Source organism: Pantoea sp. SO10 (assembly GCF_005281435.1).
Classification (GTDB): Bacteria; Pseudomonadota; Gammaproteobacteria; order Enterobacterales; family Enterobacteriaceae; genus Pantoea; species Pantoea leporis.
On record NZ_CP040095.1, the window covers coordinates 648,386 to 665,329 of the forward strand.

Consider the following 16,944-nt stretch of genomic DNA (forward strand, 5'->3'; position numbering starts at 1 on the left):
GCATTTTAGAGATTTTACTCATTGCGTCAACACATATTTCGCGACGGCAAAACGATCGCTGTAAAAAGCAACGTTTCTGCCGCCGCGCTGCTGTTAACGCGTTTTGGCACCGCGACCGTATACGGCGCGATAGACTTTGAAGCGTCCGGTTTGTGCCAGCACTTCGTGATTGCCAAAGGTTTCATCCAGAATCTGTGGATACGGCAGGAAGGCGTTAGCCACGATACGCAGTTCGCCGCCGCTGTTCAGATGCTTAAGCGCACCGCGAATCAGCGTGTTAGCCGCTTCAAGGCTGGTTTGCAGGCCATCGTGGAACGGCGGGTTGGAGATGATCATATCGAAACGGCCGGTAACGTCAGAGAAAACGTTACTGGCAAACACTTCACCCTCCAGTTCATTGGCGGCCAGCGTGGCTTTACTCGCTTCAATCGCAGCAGCATGCACATCGCACAGCCACAGACGCACGCGCGGCGACACTTTCGCCATCACCGTTGCCAGCACACCGCTGCCACAACCGATATCCAGCACTTTGCCACGGAAATGCGGCGTCAGCGTGGAGAGCAGCAGATCGCTGCCGATATCCAGACCATCACGGCTGAACACGCCCGGCAAGGTATGGATGGTGAGATCCTCGAGCTGATAAGTATGGCCGTAGCTGCTGGCATCAAAGGTTGGCTGCTTATCGAGACGACCGTGATACAGGCCACAACGACGCGCGCTATCAACTTTCTCCAGCGTCGCCCACGCTTCCAGCATGCCTTCGGCGCTGCGCACGCCGCTGCGGTTTTCACCCACCACGAAGATATCGCAGCCTACCGGCAGCAAAGAGAGCAGGTTTTGCAGCTGGTACTGCGCTTCGGGTTTGTTCTTCGACCAGTAATAAACCAGCGTATCGCAGCCTTCAACATCGGCAGCGGTTGCAACCATGCTGTAAACCGCACGTTCACCAAGGCGATGGCTAAGGTTCTGCCAGTGATGATATTGCTGGGTATGCACGCGGCTCGACGCGGTTTCTAGCTGGGCGGGCAGGTCATCCTGCAGGTCGCCAGCAAACAGAACGTTGCGGGCGGTAAATTCATCACTGTGGCGCAGAATCACTTCGCTGGCCGGGGTAAAAGCAGACATGGAGCACTCCTGTTAAATCAGAGCGACGATTATATACACGTCATACTTCAAGTTACAGGTGCGTTGGCTGCTCTCGCTCACCCGAATCACTTACCTGAAGTAAGCTCATCGGGCTTCACTCGTTTGCCGCCTTCCTCTAACTCGAATTATTTTGTGTAGGGTGCTTTGTTGGCGCATGTTCGATGGGTTTGCTAGCATAGCGTCGCATTCTGGCAGCATAACGGGTAATAGCATGAGCACAAGGCGCGACTGGCTTCTACAGCAAATGGGGATTACGCAGTATCAGCTGCGGCGTCCGCGCGTGCTGCAAGGGGAAATTGCCGTCACGCTTTTGCCCGACACGCGTTTGGTTTTGGTGGCCGAACAGGCACCCACGCTACAAGAACCGCTGATTCGCGACGTGCTGCGCGCGCTGAACATTCAACCCGCGCAGGTCATGTCGTTAACGCCAGACCAGCTGCAAATGCTGCCGGAGCAGGTCGATTGCGCCGGCTGGCTGCTGGGCGTCGAGAGCGAACATCCCTTTAACGGCATTACCTTCAACACCGCCGTTTTCAATGAACTGATCAGCAGCGGCGCAGCAAAACGCGCCCTGTGGCAACAGATGTGTAACCATGACAGCCATCTCTTTAGTCACCCCTGAAGACCAGCCGCAGCTGCTGGCGATTGAGCGCCGCGCACATGCTTTTCCGTGGAGCGAGCAGACGTTTAGCAGCAATCAAGGCGAACGTTTCGTTAATATCCGCATTGAAGTTGAAGGTAAGCTGGCCGGATTCGCCATCACCCAAGTGGTGCTGGATGAAGCGTCGCTGTTCAATATTGCGGTGGATCCCGACTTCCAGCGCCGCGGCCTGGCGCGCCAGCTGTTGCAGCATCTGATTGCTGAGCTCGAGCAGCGCGACGTGATGACGCTGTGGCTGGAAGTGCGCGCCTCAAATATGCCGGCGATTGCGTTGTATGAGCAGCTGGATTTCCATCAGGTGAGCGTACGCCCCAACTATTATCCCACTGCCAGCGGACGAGAAGATGCCATCATTATGGCGCTAACGCTTTAAGGAGCACCATGCTAAACGATTGGGACTGCATCCTGTTTGATGCAGACGAAACGCTTTTCCATTTCGATGCTTACGCTGGTTTGCAGCGCATGTTTGCCCGCTATGACGTGCAATTTTCTGCGCAGGATTACACCGATTATCAGGCGATCAACAAGCCGCTGTGGGTCGATTACCAGAACGGCACCATTTCCGCACTGCAGCTGCAAACGCGCCGCTTCACCTTGTGGGGCGAAAAGCTGAGCGTCGCACCCGAAGTACTCAACAGTGATTTCCTCAGCGCAATGGCCGATATCTGCCTGCCGCTGGAAGGCGCAGCCCATCTGTTATCAACGCTGAAAGGCAAAGTGAAAATCGCCATCATCACTAACGGTTTTACTGCGTTACAGCAGGCGCGACTTGAGCGTACCGGATTCCTCGATGTGTTTGATGCGCTGGTGATTTCTGAAGAAGTTGGCGTACCGAAACCTGACGTGGCGATTTTTGATCACACGCTGGCCTTGCTGGGCAACCCAGATCGCAGCCGCGTGCTGATGGTCGGCGATACGCCAGAATCAGATATTCTCGGCGGCATGAATGCCGGCCTGAAGACCTGCTGGATCGATCACGGCACGCGTCCGTTACCCGATCACATCACGCCAACCTGGCAGGTGAAAACGCTGGCCGAGCTGGAAGCGATTTTGACTGAAGGTTAAAAGTATCTATTCATCGTTACCATCGTGATGATGCTGAGAAGCCCGCTGTGCGGGCTTTTTTTATGTTATTATCTATGCATGAATCTATTCATCAATCTATTCATCAGGTAAGGTGGCGGCAATGGCTGAGCTACAAAGTTTGCTGCTGGAAGGACCGCTTAGCGCGGCGGATCTGCTGGCTCGATTGCATATCAGCCAGGCCACGCTTTCACGCCAACTGCGTCAGCAGCCGCAGATTATCAAATGGGGCAAAGCGCGCGCGACGCGTTATGCGTTGCTGCGGCCCATCCGGGGTGAAAGCCGCTTCCCGCTGTATCGTATTTCTGCTGAAGGTCAGGCATCGCCCGCTGGCATCCTTTTGCCAACCTGGCCACAGGGCAGTTGTCTGCATCTGGACCAGCACGATCAAGGCCGCTTTTATGACGGCTTACCGTGGTTCCTGCAGGAGATGCGTCCGCAAGGTTTTCTGGGCCGACAATGGGGCCGTGAATACGCGCCACAGCTCGGGCTGACGGATGATATTCGTCTCTGGAGTGATGAGCAGTGCCTGATGGCGCTGGCAAGCGGCGGCATCGATATGCCGGGCGCTTTTATTGTTGGCGACATGACATACCAGCGTTGGCTGCAACAGCCCGCACCGCAAGCCATCAGCGAGGCGCAAAAAATCGCGCGTTATCCGCTGATGGCACAACAGGCGCTGAGCGGCGATGAACCGGGCTCATCGGCTGGCGGCGAACAACCGAAATTCCTGTGCTATGCCGCAACGGCGAATGGCGATCGTCATTGTCTGGTGAAATTTACCGTCGCCCGTCAAAGTGATAATGCTGAGCGCTGGCGTGATTTGTTACGCGCGGAGCATCTGGCGTTGCAACATTTACTGGCGGCGGGATTGCCTGCCGCACATAGCCAGCTGATTGATAGTGAAGGACAATTGTTCCTCGAAGTGCAGCGTTTTGATCGCATTCATCAACGTGGTCGACGCTGCATGAGTTCATTAGAAGCGGTAAGCGCAGAGTTTATCGGCCATCAACAACACTGGCCGGATGCGCTGCGTGAGTTGCAGCGTCAGCAACGTGTTGATGCGGTAGCGGTTGAACGCGGGACTTTGCAGTGGGCGTTTGGACGACTGATTGCCAATAGCGACATGCACGCGGGCAATCTGTCTTTCTTTACTGATGAAGAACGTTTCAGCCTGACACCGGCTTACGACATGCTGCCGATGGCGCTGGCGCCCAATTCTCAGGGGCACATGCGCGATGAAGTCAAACTGACGCTGGATTTCGCGCTGCCAGGCGCCGTGTGGCGCGCTGCCAGCGCTATGGCGAAAATCTACTGGCAAGCGATTGCAGAGGATGCTGCGTTTAGCGCGAACTTCCGCAGCATTGCCGGGCAGGCATTACAGCAACTGGAAGCGATGGAAGTAACAATGCATAAAATGGCTTAACGCTCTTTTTCATTCTCAGTGGCTGCCGCCGCCGCCTCTTCTTGCTCTTTCTCTTTATCCTCTTTCACCGTGCGGCTCGCCGTTAGCAGGAACGGCGATTGCTGCCAGCGGGTGCGACGGTCGCGCAGCAGGGTGCGCGTCAGGATAATGCCGATGGCCAGCGCCAGTAACATCATCAGGCGCAGGATGTTGGTGGTGTTATCCACCTGACGTGATTCCGTCACCAGCACGTGAGTATCCAGCGTGACGCGCAGGAAACCTTGCGGGCCATCTTTGCCTTCCAGCGGCTGCACAATTTGATGGTTGAAGTAGCTACCAGCGCGTTTGCCATCCAGCGACAGCCGATCACGCACATTAATGCTTTCGCCGCTGTGCGCCACCAGGCTGCCATCATCGGCGTAGACGGAAGCATCAAGAATGCGGCTGTTGTCGGTCATCTGATTGAGGATGGCGGCAATCTGCGTGCGGTTATCGTCGCTGTTATCCATCAACGGTTTAAGGCTAAACGCCACCTGTTTGGTCAGCGTGCGCGCCAGTTCTTCCACTTGTTCAGAGCGAGCCATTTGATGGCCGAGGCTAAACCAGGATGCGCCTTGCATCAGAACCACTAACAGAGCCAGCGAGATAAGAACAATCACCGTGCGATGCAGGCGAAATTTCAGTGCGGTTTTAACCATCAGAAACCCGTGTGATGTAACAGCAGAAAGGCTGGCAATTATGTTGCCAGAACCCGCGCAGACAAGGTAGCCTCTTGCGTGGTTTTGTTGTCCCTACAGGAGCTGTAATGCCAAATCGTCTTACCTGGTGCGATCTGCCCGCCGATGTTTCACTTTGGCCGGTTTTACCCCTTTCCCTCAGCGGTGATGAAGTGATGCCGCTGGATTACCGTGCTGGTCGGACTGGCTGGTTGCTGTATGGGCGTGGGCTCGATAAACAAAAACTCACCGATTATCAGCATAAGCTGGGGGCGGCGATGGTGATCGTCAGCGCCTGGAATGTCGATGAGTATCAGGTGATACGTCTGGCAGGCTCGCTGACGCCGCGCGCCAGCAAACTGGCGCATGAAGCCGGTTTTGATGTGGCACCGCTCGGCAAAATCCCGCATCTGAAAACGCCAGGTTTGCTGGTGATGGACATGGATTCCACCGCGATCCAGATTGAGTGCATCGATGAGATCGCCAAACTGGCGGGTTGCGGCGAGCAGGTGGCGGAAGTCACCGAGCGCGCGATGCGCGGCGAGCTGGATTTCAAAGCCAGCCTGCGCGAGCGCGTCGGCACCCTGGCGGGCGCCGATGCCAATATCCTGATGCAAGTGCGCGATGCGCTGCCGCTGATGCCAGGCTTAACCACGCTGGTGCAGAAGCTGCAGGCGCTGGGCTGGCAGGTGGCGATCGCCTCGGGCGGCTTTACCTTCTATGCCGACTATTTGCGCCAGACGCTGCATTTAGCCGCGGCGGTGGCCAACGAGCTGGAAATTCGCGACGGTAAGTTAACCGGCCAGGTGCTGGGACAAATTGTCGACGCCCAATTTAAAGCCGATACCCTGAACGATCTGGCACAGCGCTTTGAAATTGCTCCGGAACAAACCGTGGCGATTGGCGATGGTGCCAATGATCTGCCGATGATTAAAACCGCGGCGCTGGGTATCGCCTATCATGCTAAACCTAAAGTGAATGAGCAGACGGAAATCATCATCCGTCATGCTGACCTGATGGGTGTGTTCTGCATCCTGACCGGCAGCCTGATTCACGAAGAGCGTTAACTGAGGATTTGATTTGGCCAAAGCGGCAAAACGCGCCTTCGTTTGTAACGAATGCGGCGCTGATTATCCGCGCTGGCAGGGGCAATGCAGCGCCTGCCATGCGTGGAACACCATCACCGAGGTGCGCATTGCCGCCTCGCCTGCGGCGGCGCGTAATGAGCGCCTGAGCGGTTATGCCGGCGGCAACGCGGGCGTTAGCCGCGTGCAGAAGCTGTCGGAGATCAGCCTCGAAGCCCTGCCGCGTTTCTCAACCAGTTTCAAAGAGTTCGATCGCGTATTGGGCGGCGGCGTGGTGCCGGGCAGCGCCATCTTAATTGGTGGTAATCCGGGTGCCGGTAAATCGACGCTGCTGCTGCAGGTGATGTGCAAGCTGGCAGAAGGGATGAAAACCCTGTATGTCACCGGCGAAGAGTCACTGCAACAGGTGGCGATGCGCGCCCATCGTCTGGGATTACCGACCGAAAACCTCAATATGTTGTCGGAAACCAGCATCGAGCAGATCTGCCTGATCGCCGAGCAGGAGCAGCCGAAATTGATGGTGATCGACTCGATTCAGGTTATGCACATGGCGGAGATCCAATCCTCGCCGGGCAGCGTAGCGCAGGTGCGTGAAACGGCCGCCTACCTGACACGCTTCGCCAAAACGCGCGGCGTGGCGATCATCATGGTCGGTCACGTCACCAAAGACGGTTCGCTGGCCGGCCCGAAAGTGCTGGAACACTGTATCGACTGTTCGGTGATGCTGGATGGCGACGCTGATTCCCGTTTCCGCACCTTACGCAGCCATAAAAACCGCTTTGGCGCGGTGAATGAGCTGGGCGTGTTCGCCATGACCGAACAAGGCATGCGCGAAGTCAGCAATCCATCGGCCATCTTCCTGTCACGCGGTGATGAGATCACCTCGGGCAGTTCGGTGATGGTGCTATGGGAAGGTACGCGTCCGCTGCTGGTCGAGATTCAGGCGCTGGTGGACCATTCGATGATGGGTAATCCACGCCGCGTTGCGGTAGGTCTGGAGCAGAATCGCCTGGCGATCCTGTTGGCGGTGCTGCATCGCCACGGCGGGTTGCAGATGGCGGATCAGGATGTGTTTGTTAACGTGGTCGGCGGCGTAAAAGTCACCGAAACCAGCGTCGATCTGGCGCTGCTGATGGCGATGGTATCGAGCTTCCGCGATCGTCCGCTGCCGCAGGATCTGGTGATCTTTGGCGAAGTGGGCCTTGCCGGCGAAATTCGCCCGGTGCCGAGCGGCCAGGAGCGCATTTCCGAAGCGGCGAAACACGGCTTTAAGCGCGCCATCGTCCCGGCCGGTAATGCACCGAAGAAACCGGTCGAAGGGATGAAGGTGTACAGCGCGAAGAAGCTGGCGGATGCGTTAGCGATTCTGGATGAGTTGTAAGGTTTTTCCCTCTCCCAAAGGGAGAGGGAACCGATCGGCGCTGTTTATCTTTTCTCCCTCCCCCTCCGGGAAAGGGCCGGGGTGAGGGCAACCACACCCCATTTTATTCCACGCAGGAGGCACTAAATGTCATCGTTTGACTACCTGAAAACAGCCATTCGCCAGCAAGGCCACACGCTGCAGCAGGTTGCCGACGCCAGCGGAATGACCAAAGGCTACTTAAGCCAGCTGCTCAACGCCAAAATTAAAAGCCCGAGTGCGCAGAAGCTGGAAGCGCTGCACCGTTTTCTTGGCCTGGAATTTCCGCGCCGCGATAAAACCGTTGGCGTGGTGTTCGGGAAATTTTATCCGCTGCATACCGGCCACATCTATTTAATCCAGCGCGCCTGCAGTCAGGTGGATGAGCTGCATATCATCATGGGCCACGACGAGCCGCGCGATCGTGAACTGTTTGAAAACAGCGCCATGTCGCAGCAGCCGACCATCAGCGATCGACTACGCTGGTTGCTGCAAACCTTCAAATACCAGAAAAATATCCGCATCCATTCGTTTGATGAAGAGGGCATTGAACCTTATCCGCACGGCTGGGATGTGTGGAGCGGCGGCGTCAAAACCTTTCTGGCTGAGCAGGGCATTGAGCCGAATTGTATCTACACCAGTGAAGAGCCGGATGCCGCGATGTATGAGCAGCACCTCGGCATTCCGGCGGTGGTGATCGATCCCAATCGATCCTTTATGAACATCAGCGGCGGGCAGATTCGTCAGGATCCGTTCCGCTACTGGGAATACATCCCGACCGAAGTGAAGCCATTCTTCGTGCGCACCGTGGCGGTGCTGGGCGGCGAGTCTAGCGGCAAATCAACGCTGGTGAACAAGCTGGCGAACATCTTCAACACCACCAGCGCATGGGAATATGGCCGCGATTATGTCTTCTCGCACCTCGGTGGCGACGAGATGGCGCTGCAATATTCCGACTACGACAAAATCGCGCTCGGTCAGGCCCAGTACATCGACTTCGCGGTGAAGTACGCCAGTAAAGTCGCCTTTATCGATACCGATTTCATCACTACGCAGGCGTTTTGCCTCAAGTACGAAGGTCGCGAGCACCCGTTTGTGCAGGCGTTAATTGATGAATACCGTTTCGACCTGGTGATTTTGCTGGAAAACAACGTGCCCTGGGTGGCGGATGGATTGCGCAGCCTCGGCAGCTCAATGGATCGTCGCGAGTTCCAAACCATGCTGATCACCATGCTGCGTGAAAACAATATTGAGTTTGTGCACGTTAAAGAAGATGACTATGACACGCGCTTCCTGCGTTGCGTCGAGTTAGTAAAGCAGATGCTGGGCAGCTGATTCAGCCATAAAAAAAGGCGCCTAATGGCGCCTTTTTCACAGCAACAGACTTACTTCGCCATACGCTTGTACTTGATACGCTTCGGCTCGAGCGCATCGGCGCCGAGGGTGCGTTTCTTGTACTCTTCGTACTCGGTAAAGTTACCTTCGAAGAACTCCACCTTGCCTTCATCCTGATAATCGATGATGTGGGTGGCGATACGGTCCAGGAACCAACGGTCATGCGAGATCACCATGGCACAGCCCGGGAATTCCAGCAGGGCGTTTTCCAGCGCGCGCAGAGTTTCGATGTCGAGGTCGTTGGTTGGTTCATCAAGCAGCAGCAGGTTGCCGCCGACTTGCAGCAGCTTGGCGAGGTGCAGACGACCGCGCTCACCCCCTGACAGCTCACCCACGCGTTTGCCCTGATCGGTGCCTTTGAAGTTGAAGCGACCAACGTAAGCACGGCTTGGCATCTCGGTGTTGCCAACGCGCATAATGTCCTGACCGCCAGACACTTCTTCAAACACGGTTTTGGAATTGTCCATCGCGTCACGGAACTGATCAACCGACGCCAGCTTGACGGTTTCGCCCAGCTCGATGGTGCCGGAATCCGGTTGCTCCTGACCTGACATCATGCGGAACAGCGTAGATTTACCCGCGCCGTTCGGGCCGATGATGCCAACAATCGCGCCTTTCGGTACAGAGAAGGTCAGATCGTCGATCAGCACGCGATCGCCATACGATTTCTTCAGGTTGGTCACTTCCAGCACTTTGTCGCCGAGGCGAGCGCCAGGTGGAATGAAGAGTTCGTTGGTTTCGTTACGCTTCTGGTAATCGGTGTTGTTCAGCTCTTCAAAGCGTGCCAGACGGGCTTTGCCCTTCGACTGACGGCCTTTCGCGCCTTGACGCACCCACTCCAGCTCTTTCTCGATAGATTTGCGACGCGCCGCTTCAGAAGAAGCTTCCTGCGCCAGACGCTGATCTTTTTGCTCCAGCCAGGAAGAGTAGTTACCTTCCCACGGAATACCTTCACCGCGGTCCAGTTCCAGAATCCAGCCAGCCACGTTATCCAGGAAGTAACGGTCATGCGTGATCGCCACAACGGTGCCTTCGAAGTCGTGCAGGAAGCGCTCGAGCCACGCCACGGATTCGGCATCCAGGTGGTTGGTCGGTTCATCGAGCAGCAGCATGTCTGGCTTTTCCAGCAGCAGACGGCACAGCGCAACGCGGCGGCGCTCACCACCGGAAAGGGTAGCGATTTTGGCGTCCCAGTCTGGCAGACGCATCGCGTCGGCGGCACGGTTCAGCTGGGTATCGAGGTTGTGACCATCGTGCGCCTGGATCACTTCTTCCAGACGGCCCTGTTCAGCGGCCAGCTTGTCGAAATCCGCATCGGGATCGGCATACAGCGCATACACTTCGTCGAGGCGCTTCAGCGCGCCCACCACTTCTGAAACCGCTTCTTCAACGGATTCACGCACGGTGTGCTCCGGGTTCAACTGCGGTTCCTGCGGCAGATAACCCACATTGATGCCCGGCTGTGGGCGTGCTTCCCCTTCGATATCGGTATCGATACCGGCCATGATGCGCAGCAGCGTCGATTTACCCGAGCCGTTCAGGCCGAGTACACCGATTTTTGCTCCAGGGAAGAAGCTAAGAGAAATATTCTTCAGGATGTGACGCTTCGGCGGAACGACCTTGCCGACGCGATGCATGCTATAGACGAATTGAGCCACGTTGTATTGAGCCTTTTGGTCTGTGAGTTATGAACTTTAGGTACAGAAGTTTAGCTGTTTTCACCCTTTATTCATACCCGTCATACTTCGCGCTGCAGGTGCGTTGGCTGCGTGTGTCCACCCCAGTCACATACTAATGTATGCTCCTGGGGATGAACCCACTTGCCGCCTTCCTGCACCAAAAGTAGGCCCCCTGAGGGGACTCGAATTATTTAGGGTCTGGTTTTGTTTCCCGGTAATAGAAACAGAGGAATTCTAAGCTTTAGGCAATCGCAGCGGTATATTCTGTTGTGCCAGCCAGCTCTTCAGCGCCGGTTCGGGTGCGCTATCGCTGACCAGCAAATCAAAACGGCGCAATTCACCGATACGCGCGGGCAGCACTTTGCCAAATTTACTGCTGTCCGCCACCAGCACGCGCTGACGTGCGCGCAGCATCGCGTGGTGCTTCATCGCCAGCTCGTTAATGTTGTAGCAGGTGGCGCCCTGTTCCTGATCGATACCTGCCGCCGAAATAAAGGCCAGCGTCGGGCAGAGATCGTCGAGGATCGAATGCGCGCCAATCGGCGTGAACAGCGCGTTATCGGCGTGGAACTCACCGCCGCTGAGGATCACGTTGCAGGCCGGTTTCTCTTTCAACGCCAGGAAAGTGTTCATCGCGCAGCAGATGGCGGTGAACGGCAAGGTGTCAGGAATCGCATCTACGATGTACGGCAGCGTGGTGCCGCAATCAAAAAATACCGTGTCATTTTCACTGATCAGATCCGCAGCAGCCTGCGCCAGGCGCTGTTTGCGTGCGGCGTTTTGACCGTGCTGATCGGAGATGAAGTAGTGTCCGGCGTGGCTTTTCGGATCGCTGACGATATAGCCGCCCAGCAGCACCACGGTTGAAGCCGGTTCGGTGAGATCGCGGCGGATGGTCATTTCCGACACACCCAGCAGCTGCGCCGCGTCTTTCAGGTGCAGTTTATCGGTGCGTTTCAGCGCCTGAGCCAACTTGTGAATACGTTCGTCGCGCCGGGTTTCCATGATCATCTCTGCGTAATTAATCCTGAAGTCGAAGTGGCCTGGTCAAAAATCACGATAAATCTCACATATTTTAATGATTTGCGACGTATCCAGCAGGCCAGTTTTCAATCTTACCTGTAATGAGATCGGCCCGCAAACCTCATGCAATGCCGCCAACGTGTTGCTCTCAAGCCGCTTCGCTCTGATTCTCAATGTTGTTCCATTGTTAGAATAATAACATTCATTTCTACGAATGAAGGGCTGTTTATCGGCTTTTTATCAGGATGTCGAGGTGTGAAATTTATCACATAATTAACTTTATTAACCTGATATTGTTATTTTAATAACATTATAAAGCTAAAAATTCACCGGGAGAAAACAATGGATATTGCGGTTATTGGGTCAAATATGGTGGACCTCATTACCTATACCAATCAGCTGCCTAAAGCGGGCGAAACGCTGGAAGCACCCGATTTTGCCATCGGCTGCGGGGGTAAAGGTGCCAATCAGGCTGTGGCAGCGGCGAAGATGGGCGGCAGCGTGATGATGGTGAGTAAAGTCGGCGACGATCTGTTCGCGCCGAATACCGTGGCCAATCTGCAGCAGCAAGGCGTTGATACCCGCTTCGTCACCACCGCGCCAGGCACCTCCAGCGGCGTGGCACCTATCTTCGTCGACGATGAGTCGCAGAACCGCATTCTGATTATTAAAGGTGCCAACCAACAGTTGAAGCCAGCCGATATCGATGCCGCCGCTGACGCGTTGAAAAGCTGCCAGTTGATCATCCTGCAGCTGGAGATCCCGCTGGAGACCGTTTATTACGCCATTGATTTTGCCCGTCAGCATGACATCAAAGTGATCCTCAATCCGGCACCGGCTGTGGCGGATCTCAATATCGACTACGCCTGCAAATGCGACTTTTTCATGCCGAATGAAACCGAGCTGGAGATCCTCACCGGCATGCCGGTCACCACGGATGAAGAGGTGAAGCTGGCGGGGCAATCGCTGCTCAAACGCGGGCTGAAAAACCTGATCATCACGCTGGGCGGGCGCGGTTCGCTGTGGATGTCTGGCGACAGCGTGCATCAGGTTGCACCCACCGCAGTAAAAGCGGTGGACACCAGCGGCGCGGGCGATGCCTTTATCGGCTGCTTCGCCCACGAGTTGGTGAAAAGCGGCGATATCCCGGCCGCGATGACGCAAGCCTCGGCTTATGCCGCCTGCAGCGTGACCGGTCGCGGCACGCAGCGCTCCTATCCCGACGCGGAAACCTTCCAGCGTTTTCTCAACGTTCACTGAGGTCGAGTTATGCAACCGAACATTGTTCAGCAATCTGATGGCTATCTGAATAAAACGCCGCTGTTCCAGTTCATTTTGCTCTCGTGCCTGTTCCCGTTGTGGGGCTGTGCGGCGAGTCTGAACGACATCCTGATCACCCAGTTCAAAAGCGTGTTCGCGTTAAGCGATTTCGCCAGCGCGCTGGTGCAGAGCGCGTTCTACGGCGGCTACTTCCTGATCGCTATTCCGGCCTCGCTGGTGATCCGCAAAGCCACCTATAAGCTGGCGATTTTATTGGGACTGGCGCTGTATATCGTGGGCTGCGTGCTGTTCTATCCTGCGTCGCACATGGCAACCTACACCATGTTCCTGGCGGCGATTTTCGCCATCGCCATCGGTTTGAGCTTCCTCGAAACCGCCGCCAACACCTACAGCTCGATGATTGGTCATCGCGATCACGCCACGCTGCGCCTGAATATCAGCCAGACTTTCTATCCGGTGGGCGCACTGATGGGCATCGTGCTGGGCAAATATCTGGTGTTTCAGGAGGGCGACAGTCTGGAAAGTCAGCTGGCGGGCATGAACGCGGAACAGGCGCATGCGTTCCGTCTCACCATGCTGGAGCACACGCTTGAGCCGTATAAATATCTGGTGATGGTTTTGGTGGTAGTAATGCTGCTGTTCCTGTTCACCCGCTATCCGCGCTGCAAACCGGAAAGCAGTGAAAAATCGTTGCCGTCGCTCGGCGAGACTTTCCGCTATCTGGCGGCGAATCGTCACTTTAAACGCGGGATTCTGGCGCAGTTCCTGTATGTCGGCATGCAGGTGGCGGTGTGGTCATTCACCATTCGTCTGGCGCTGACGCTTGGCGCGATCAATGAGCGTCATGCTTCTAACTTCATGATTTATAGCTTTATTGGTTTCTTTATCGGTAAATTTATCGCCAACTTCCTGATGACGCGCTTCCGTGCAGAAAAAGTGCTGATCGCCTACTCGTTGCTGGGTGTTCTGGCACTGGCGTATGTGATGTTTGTGCCAAACTTTACCGCCGTGTATGCCGCCATCTTTGTCAGTGCGCTGTTTGGTCCATGCTGGGCGACGATCTACGCTGGAACGCTGGCTACCGTCGATAACAAATACACCGAAGTGGCGGGCGCGTTTATCGTGATGTCGATTGTCGGTGCTGCCTTTATTCCTGCGATTCAGGGCTTCGTCTCCGATCATCTGGGCTCGATGCAGCTGGCGTTCGGCGTTTCGCTGCTGTGCTTCGCTTGGGTGGGTTACTTCTTCTGGGGCGAGCTGCGCCATAAAAAGCAGGCGGAAGCAGCCGGTCGTTTAGTAGAGGAGATGCCATGAAAACCCGTATACCGTTACGTCGTGAGCAGTTTCATGAAACGCCAGCCACGCTGCTGTGCAACGAGACGTTCCACGTCGAGCTGTTTCGCTATCCCGCGGGCGTGGAAGCGGTGCGCATCAGCAATCCACGCGGCACGGTGATCGTACTGCCGTTTTACGGTCAGATGGTGTGGGACGCTAACTTTGACGGCCATTCGCTGACCATGGGCCACAGCTTTAAGCAGCCGCTGCCCGGCAGTTCGATCATTGATACCTACGGCTGTTTCGCTTTCCACTCCGGGCTGCTGGCCAACGGCTGTCCGGCAGAGGATGACGATCATCCGCTGCATGGCGAAATGGCCTGCGCGCGCATGGACAGCGCGTGGATGGTACTGGAGGACGATCGCCTGTCGCTGGAGGGCGAAACCGAGTATGTGAAGGGCTTTGGCCATCACTATCTTGCCGCACCGGCGGTGCGCCTTGAGGCCAATGCTGCGCGCCTGCACATTGAGATGAACGTCACTAACCTGGCAGGCGCGCCGATGCCGCTGCAGTATATGTGTCATCTGAACAGCGCCTGGCTGGATCAAGGGCGTTTCCAGCAGTCGATCCCGACCGATGCGTTCCAGCTGCGCAGCTCGATCCCGGCGCACGTCAAGCCTACCCCACAGTGGCGCGCATATACCGATCAACTGGCGCGCGATCCGCAGGCGTTTCAGCAGCTGGATCAGCCGCAGATGTGCGATCCGGAGATCGTGTTTTTCGCCGACGATCTCCAGCAGTACGGCGATGAGATGCAGTTCGAGCTGCACTCACCGCAAGGGTTTGCCCTGATGACACGCTTCTCCAGCCAACAGTTCCCGCACGCCACGCGCTGGATGCTGCATAACCGCGATCAGCAGGTCGCCGCCTATGTGCTGCCGTCAACCTGCCGCCCGGAGGGTTTCAAAGCCGCACAGCGCGCCGGCACGCTGATTGAGCTGGCCCCCGGCGAACAGCGCCATTTCAGCGTTGAGACCGGGATTTTGTAATCAATGGCGGTCTTTTGATCGCCATTTAAAATTAATATCAACAGCGGATGTTGATATTAAAAATCATTTAAAAAATATCAAATATACCCCTATATCTCCTCGGTTAATTGCAATGACCTAATGATTTAGATCAAATTATTAAATAAGAGGATGTGCATTATAGTTAACTGATTTAAATTTACGTTCAGGGAAGGATTATGGCATCTGTACCGATAGGACCTGGTGCATTAATTATTCAGAATAATATGCGTGAAGCCAGATGTAATGGTATGTCGAGAGGTATGGCGACACCGGCAACCTATTACTGGTTTTATCAAAAAGTACGCAATCGCGGCCCTTGGGATTACAAACAATTCGACTTCAACTGGGCTGCTTTTGGAAACTTCAATTTTGCCGCTACAGGCAGAGCGGCTGGCATACCCGATGACATTTTGCTGATGGGCGCGGGATTTGCTCAAACACTCGCTGGCACATCAAAACCTCGCTGGGGAAAGTGGTATGATGTTCCTCCCTATGGAGATGATCCCACAGACCAACGCAATATACGCGAAGGAATTGAGTATGCTAAACAGCACGGTTATTAAGCGATTTCATTTGATACTGACTCTTCTTTTGCTGATTATTATTGGTTTTTTAGTCATCGGTAATGAAAGCTCACGTGATAATGATGTGTTGAAGCGCAGTCAAAAAATCAATCAATCTTCCTGGCTATATATGACTGAATACAGTGCTGGCGGTGCCACTGTTCCAGTTATTTATCGATATTATTTAACCAGTGAGATTACCGGCAGCGAAAAACAAGTTTTAAATAAACTTAAAACGTTGGAACCTCTCATTGAAGGTGTAGGAAGCATCCGCTCAATTAATATATCAGCTAATGGGCATATCAACTTTGGATGGAGTGGAAAAATAGTGTCAGTGAGCAGTAAAGTTGGCATGGCAGATTTTGAATTTAAAAATTAAATAAAATATTTAAAATGCTCTAAACGACGTGCCTCCTGCTTGTAGACGCGGCCGTTAGGCCGCCCTTTTTAGTTATCAAGCTCAACTAAATCGCCACTAATCCGCGTACGCCGTCGGCTTCCATGGCGGATCCGGCGCCGCGCTGCACGATCTCGCCGCGCGACATCACCAGATAGCTGTCGGCCAGTTCGGCGGCGAAATCGTAAAACTGCTCGACCAGCAGGATCGCCATATCACCGCGCTGTGCCAGCTGACGGATTACCGCACCGATCTCCTTGATCACCGACGGCTGGATCCCTTCGGTTGGCTCATCAAGGATCAACAGCTTCGGTGAACAGGCGAGGGCGCGGCCAATCGCCAATTGCTGCTGTTGTCCGCCTGACAGATCGCCGCCACGGCGTGCTTTCATCTCACGTAGCACCGGGAAAAGTTGATAGATCTCCTCCGGCACCGCTTTGGCCTGTGCGCCAGAAAAACGCGCCAGCCCCATCAGCAGATTCTCTTCCACCGTCAGGCGCGGGAAAATTTCGCGCCCCTGCGGCACATAAGCGATACCCGCCTGCACGCGCTGGTGCGGTTTGCGGCTGTTGATCACATTATCCTGCCAGCGAATTTCGCCGGATTTGGCCGGAATCAGCCCCATCAAACATTTCAACAGCGTGGTTTTACCCACGCCGTTACGTCCCAGCAGGCAGGTAATTTCGCCCGGTTTCGCTTCAAACGACAGCCCGCGCAGGATGTGACTGCCGCCGTAATATTGATTCAGTTCCGCGACTTGCAGCAT

The 16,944-nt window shown here is 55.3% G+C and carries 17 protein-coding genes; 12 read left to right on the forward strand and 5 right to left on the reverse strand.

Annotated features, from left to right (window positions below; genetic code table 11):
- Window positions 1–93: 93 nt before the first annotated feature.
- A complete protein-coding gene (gene rsmC, locus FCN45_RS02955) occupies window positions 94–1,125 on the reverse strand; it encodes a 16S rRNA (guanine(1207)-N(2))-methyltransferase RsmC (RefSeq protein WP_101762187.1) in 1,032 nt (343 codons plus the stop codon).
- 232 nt (window positions 1,126–1,357) lie between these two features.
- Between rsmC and FCN45_RS02960 the strand changes: the two genes are divergently transcribed.
- From FCN45_RS02960 to yjjJ, 4 genes are all read left to right on the forward strand, one after another.
- Window positions 1,358–1,768 carry a DNA polymerase III subunit psi gene (locus tag FCN45_RS02960; protein WP_137385111.1) on the forward strand — a complete coding sequence of 137 codons (411 nt, stop codon included), beginning with the start codon at window positions 1,358–1,360 and terminating at the stop codon, window positions 1,766–1,768.
- A complete protein-coding gene (rimI, locus tag FCN45_RS02965) occupies window positions 1,740–2,180 on the forward strand; it encodes a ribosomal protein S18-alanine N-acetyltransferase (RefSeq protein WP_101762185.1) in 441 nt (146 codons plus the stop codon). The genes FCN45_RS02960 and rimI overlap by 29 nt, the downstream gene beginning before the upstream one ends.
- Window positions 2,181–2,188: 8 nt before the next feature.
- On the forward strand, window positions 2,189–2,872 hold the full coding sequence (gene yjjG, locus FCN45_RS02970) for a pyrimidine 5'-nucleotidase (RefSeq protein ID WP_137385112.1): 684 nt from the start codon (window positions 2,189–2,191) through the stop codon (window positions 2,870–2,872).
- A gap of 121 nt (window positions 2,873–2,993) precedes the next feature.
- Window positions 2,994–4,316, forward strand: a complete 1,323-nt coding sequence (yjjJ, locus tag FCN45_RS02975) for a type II toxin-antitoxin system HipA family toxin YjjJ (protein WP_137385113.1) — start codon at window positions 2,994–2,996, stop codon at window positions 4,314–4,316.
- Here yjjJ and FCN45_RS02980 read toward each other — a convergent pair.
- A complete protein-coding gene (locus FCN45_RS02980) occupies window positions 4,313–4,993 on the reverse strand; it encodes a YtjB family periplasmic protein (protein ID WP_110867483.1) in 681 nt (226 codons plus the stop codon). The two genes, yjjJ and FCN45_RS02980, sit on opposite strands and share 4 nt — an antisense overlap.
- Before the next feature lie 107 nt (window positions 4,994–5,100).
- Here FCN45_RS02980 and serB point away from each other — a divergent pair, with 107 nt between their 5' ends.
- From serB to nadR, 3 genes are all read left to right on the forward strand, one after another.
- Window positions 5,101–6,078 carry a phosphoserine phosphatase gene (gene serB, locus FCN45_RS02985; RefSeq protein ID WP_137385114.1) on the forward strand — a complete coding sequence of 326 codons (978 nt, stop codon included), beginning with the start codon at window positions 5,101–5,103 and terminating at the stop codon, window positions 6,076–6,078.
- Window positions 6,079–6,091: 13 nt separating this feature from the next.
- Window positions 6,092–7,477, forward strand: coding sequence for a DNA repair protein RadA (gene radA / locus FCN45_RS02990; protein ID WP_007886867.1), 1,386 nt, complete (start codon window positions 6,092–6,094; stop codon window positions 7,475–7,477).
- Window positions 7,478–7,603: 126 nt separating this feature from the next.
- Entirely contained in the window at window positions 7,604–8,830 is a 1,227-nt protein-coding gene (gene nadR / locus FCN45_RS02995; RefSeq protein WP_110867484.1) for a multifunctional transcriptional regulator/nicotinamide-nucleotide adenylyltransferase/ribosylnicotinamide kinase NadR, read from the forward strand.
- 50 nt (window positions 8,831–8,880) lie between these two features.
- Here nadR and ettA read toward each other — a convergent pair whose 3' ends face one another.
- The gene (ettA, locus tag FCN45_RS03000) at window positions 8,881–10,548 is read right to left on the reverse strand and encodes an energy-dependent translational throttle protein EttA (RefSeq protein WP_097095007.1); all 1,668 of its coding nucleotides are present in this window, start codon (window positions 10,546–10,548) and stop codon (window positions 8,881–8,883) included.
- 255 nt (window positions 10,549–10,803) lie between these two features.
- On the reverse strand, window positions 10,804–11,574 hold the full coding sequence (deoR, locus tag FCN45_RS03005; RefSeq protein WP_101762370.1) for a DNA-binding transcriptional repressor DeoR: 771 nt from the start codon (window positions 11,572–11,574) through the stop codon (window positions 10,804–10,806).
- Between the two features lie 360 nt (window positions 11,575–11,934).
- Between deoR and rbsK the strand changes: the two genes are divergently transcribed.
- From rbsK to FCN45_RS03030, 5 genes are all read left to right on the forward strand, one after another.
- Window positions 11,935–12,852, forward strand: a complete 918-nt coding sequence (gene rbsK, locus FCN45_RS03010) for a ribokinase (RefSeq protein WP_137385115.1) — start codon at window positions 11,935–11,937, stop codon at window positions 12,850–12,852.
- A 9-nt stretch (window positions 12,853–12,861) separates the two neighbouring features.
- A complete protein-coding gene (gene fucP, locus FCN45_RS03015) occupies window positions 12,862–14,187 on the forward strand; it encodes an L-fucose:H+ symporter permease (protein WP_137385116.1) in 1,326 nt (441 codons plus the stop codon).
- Window positions 14,184–15,197, forward strand: coding sequence for an aldose 1-epimerase family protein (locus tag FCN45_RS03020; protein ID WP_137385117.1), 1,014 nt, complete (start codon window positions 14,184–14,186; stop codon window positions 15,195–15,197). Before fucP ends, FCN45_RS03020 begins: the two co-directional genes overlap by 4 nt.
- A 197-nt stretch (window positions 15,198–15,394) precedes the next feature.
- Window positions 15,395–15,781 carry a polymorphic toxin type 44 domain-containing protein gene (locus FCN45_RS03025; protein ID WP_137385118.1) on the forward strand — a complete coding sequence of 129 codons (387 nt, stop codon included), beginning with the start codon at window positions 15,395–15,397 and terminating at the stop codon, window positions 15,779–15,781.
- Window positions 15,759–16,160: a hypothetical protein gene (locus FCN45_RS03030; RefSeq protein WP_137385119.1), complete on the forward strand. Its 402-nt coding sequence runs from the start codon at window positions 15,759–15,761 to the stop codon at window positions 16,158–16,160. The genes FCN45_RS03025 and FCN45_RS03030 overlap by 23 nt, the downstream gene beginning before the upstream one ends.
- A gap of 85 nt (window positions 16,161–16,245) precedes the next feature.
- On the opposite strand, the gene urtE is transcribed toward FCN45_RS03030, so the two are convergent.
- On the reverse strand, window positions 16,246–16,944 hold the full coding sequence (urtE, locus tag FCN45_RS03035) for an urea ABC transporter ATP-binding subunit UrtE (protein WP_137385120.1): 699 nt from the start codon (window positions 16,942–16,944) through the stop codon (window positions 16,246–16,248).

Bases quoted from the DNA above. Each gene is read 5' to 3' on its own strand.
- rsmC (WP_101762187.1), bottom strand. From the start codon at position 1,125: ATGTCTGCTTTTACCCCGGCCAGCGAAGTGATTCTGCGCCACAGTGAT.
- FCN45_RS03020 (WP_137385117.1), top strand. From the start codon at position 14,184: ATGAAAACCCGTATACCGTTACGTCGTGAGCAGTTTCATGAAACGCCA.
- urtE (WP_137385120.1), bottom strand. From the start codon at position 16,944: ATGCTGCAAGTCGCGGAACTGAATCAATATTACGGCGGCAGTCACATC.
- yjjJ (WP_137385113.1), top strand. From the start codon at position 2,994: ATGGCTGAGCTACAAAGTTTGCTGCTGGAAGGACCGCTTAGCGCGGCG.
- nadR (WP_110867484.1), top strand. From the start codon at position 7,604: ATGTCATCGTTTGACTACCTGAAAACAGCCATTCGCCAGCAAGGCCAC.
- rimI (WP_101762185.1), top strand. From the start codon at position 1,740: ATGACAGCCATCTCTTTAGTCACCCCTGAAGACCAGCCGCAGCTGCTG.
- deoR (WP_101762370.1), bottom strand. From the start codon at position 11,574: ATGGAAACCCGGCGCGACGAACGTATTCACAAGTTGGCTCAGGCGCTG.
- FCN45_RS02960 (WP_137385111.1), top strand. From the start codon at position 1,358: ATGAGCACAAGGCGCGACTGGCTTCTACAGCAAATGGGGATTACGCAG.
- rbsK (WP_137385115.1), top strand. From the start codon at position 11,935: ATGGATATTGCGGTTATTGGGTCAAATATGGTGGACCTCATTACCTAT.
- FCN45_RS02980 (WP_110867483.1), bottom strand. From the start codon at position 4,993: ATGGTTAAAACCGCACTGAAATTTCGCCTGCATCGCACGGTGATTGTT.
- fucP (WP_137385116.1), top strand. From the start codon at position 12,862: ATGCAACCGAACATTGTTCAGCAATCTGATGGCTATCTGAATAAAACG.
- FCN45_RS03030 (WP_137385119.1), top strand. From the start codon at position 15,759: ATGCTAAACAGCACGGTTATTAAGCGATTTCATTTGATACTGACTCTT.
- serB (WP_137385114.1), top strand. From the start codon at position 5,101: ATGCCAAATCGTCTTACCTGGTGCGATCTGCCCGCCGATGTTTCACTT.
- yjjG (WP_137385112.1), top strand. From the start codon at position 2,189: ATGCTAAACGATTGGGACTGCATCCTGTTTGATGCAGACGAAACGCTT.
- FCN45_RS03025 (WP_137385118.1), top strand. From the start codon at position 15,395: ATGGCATCTGTACCGATAGGACCTGGTGCATTAATTATTCAGAATAAT.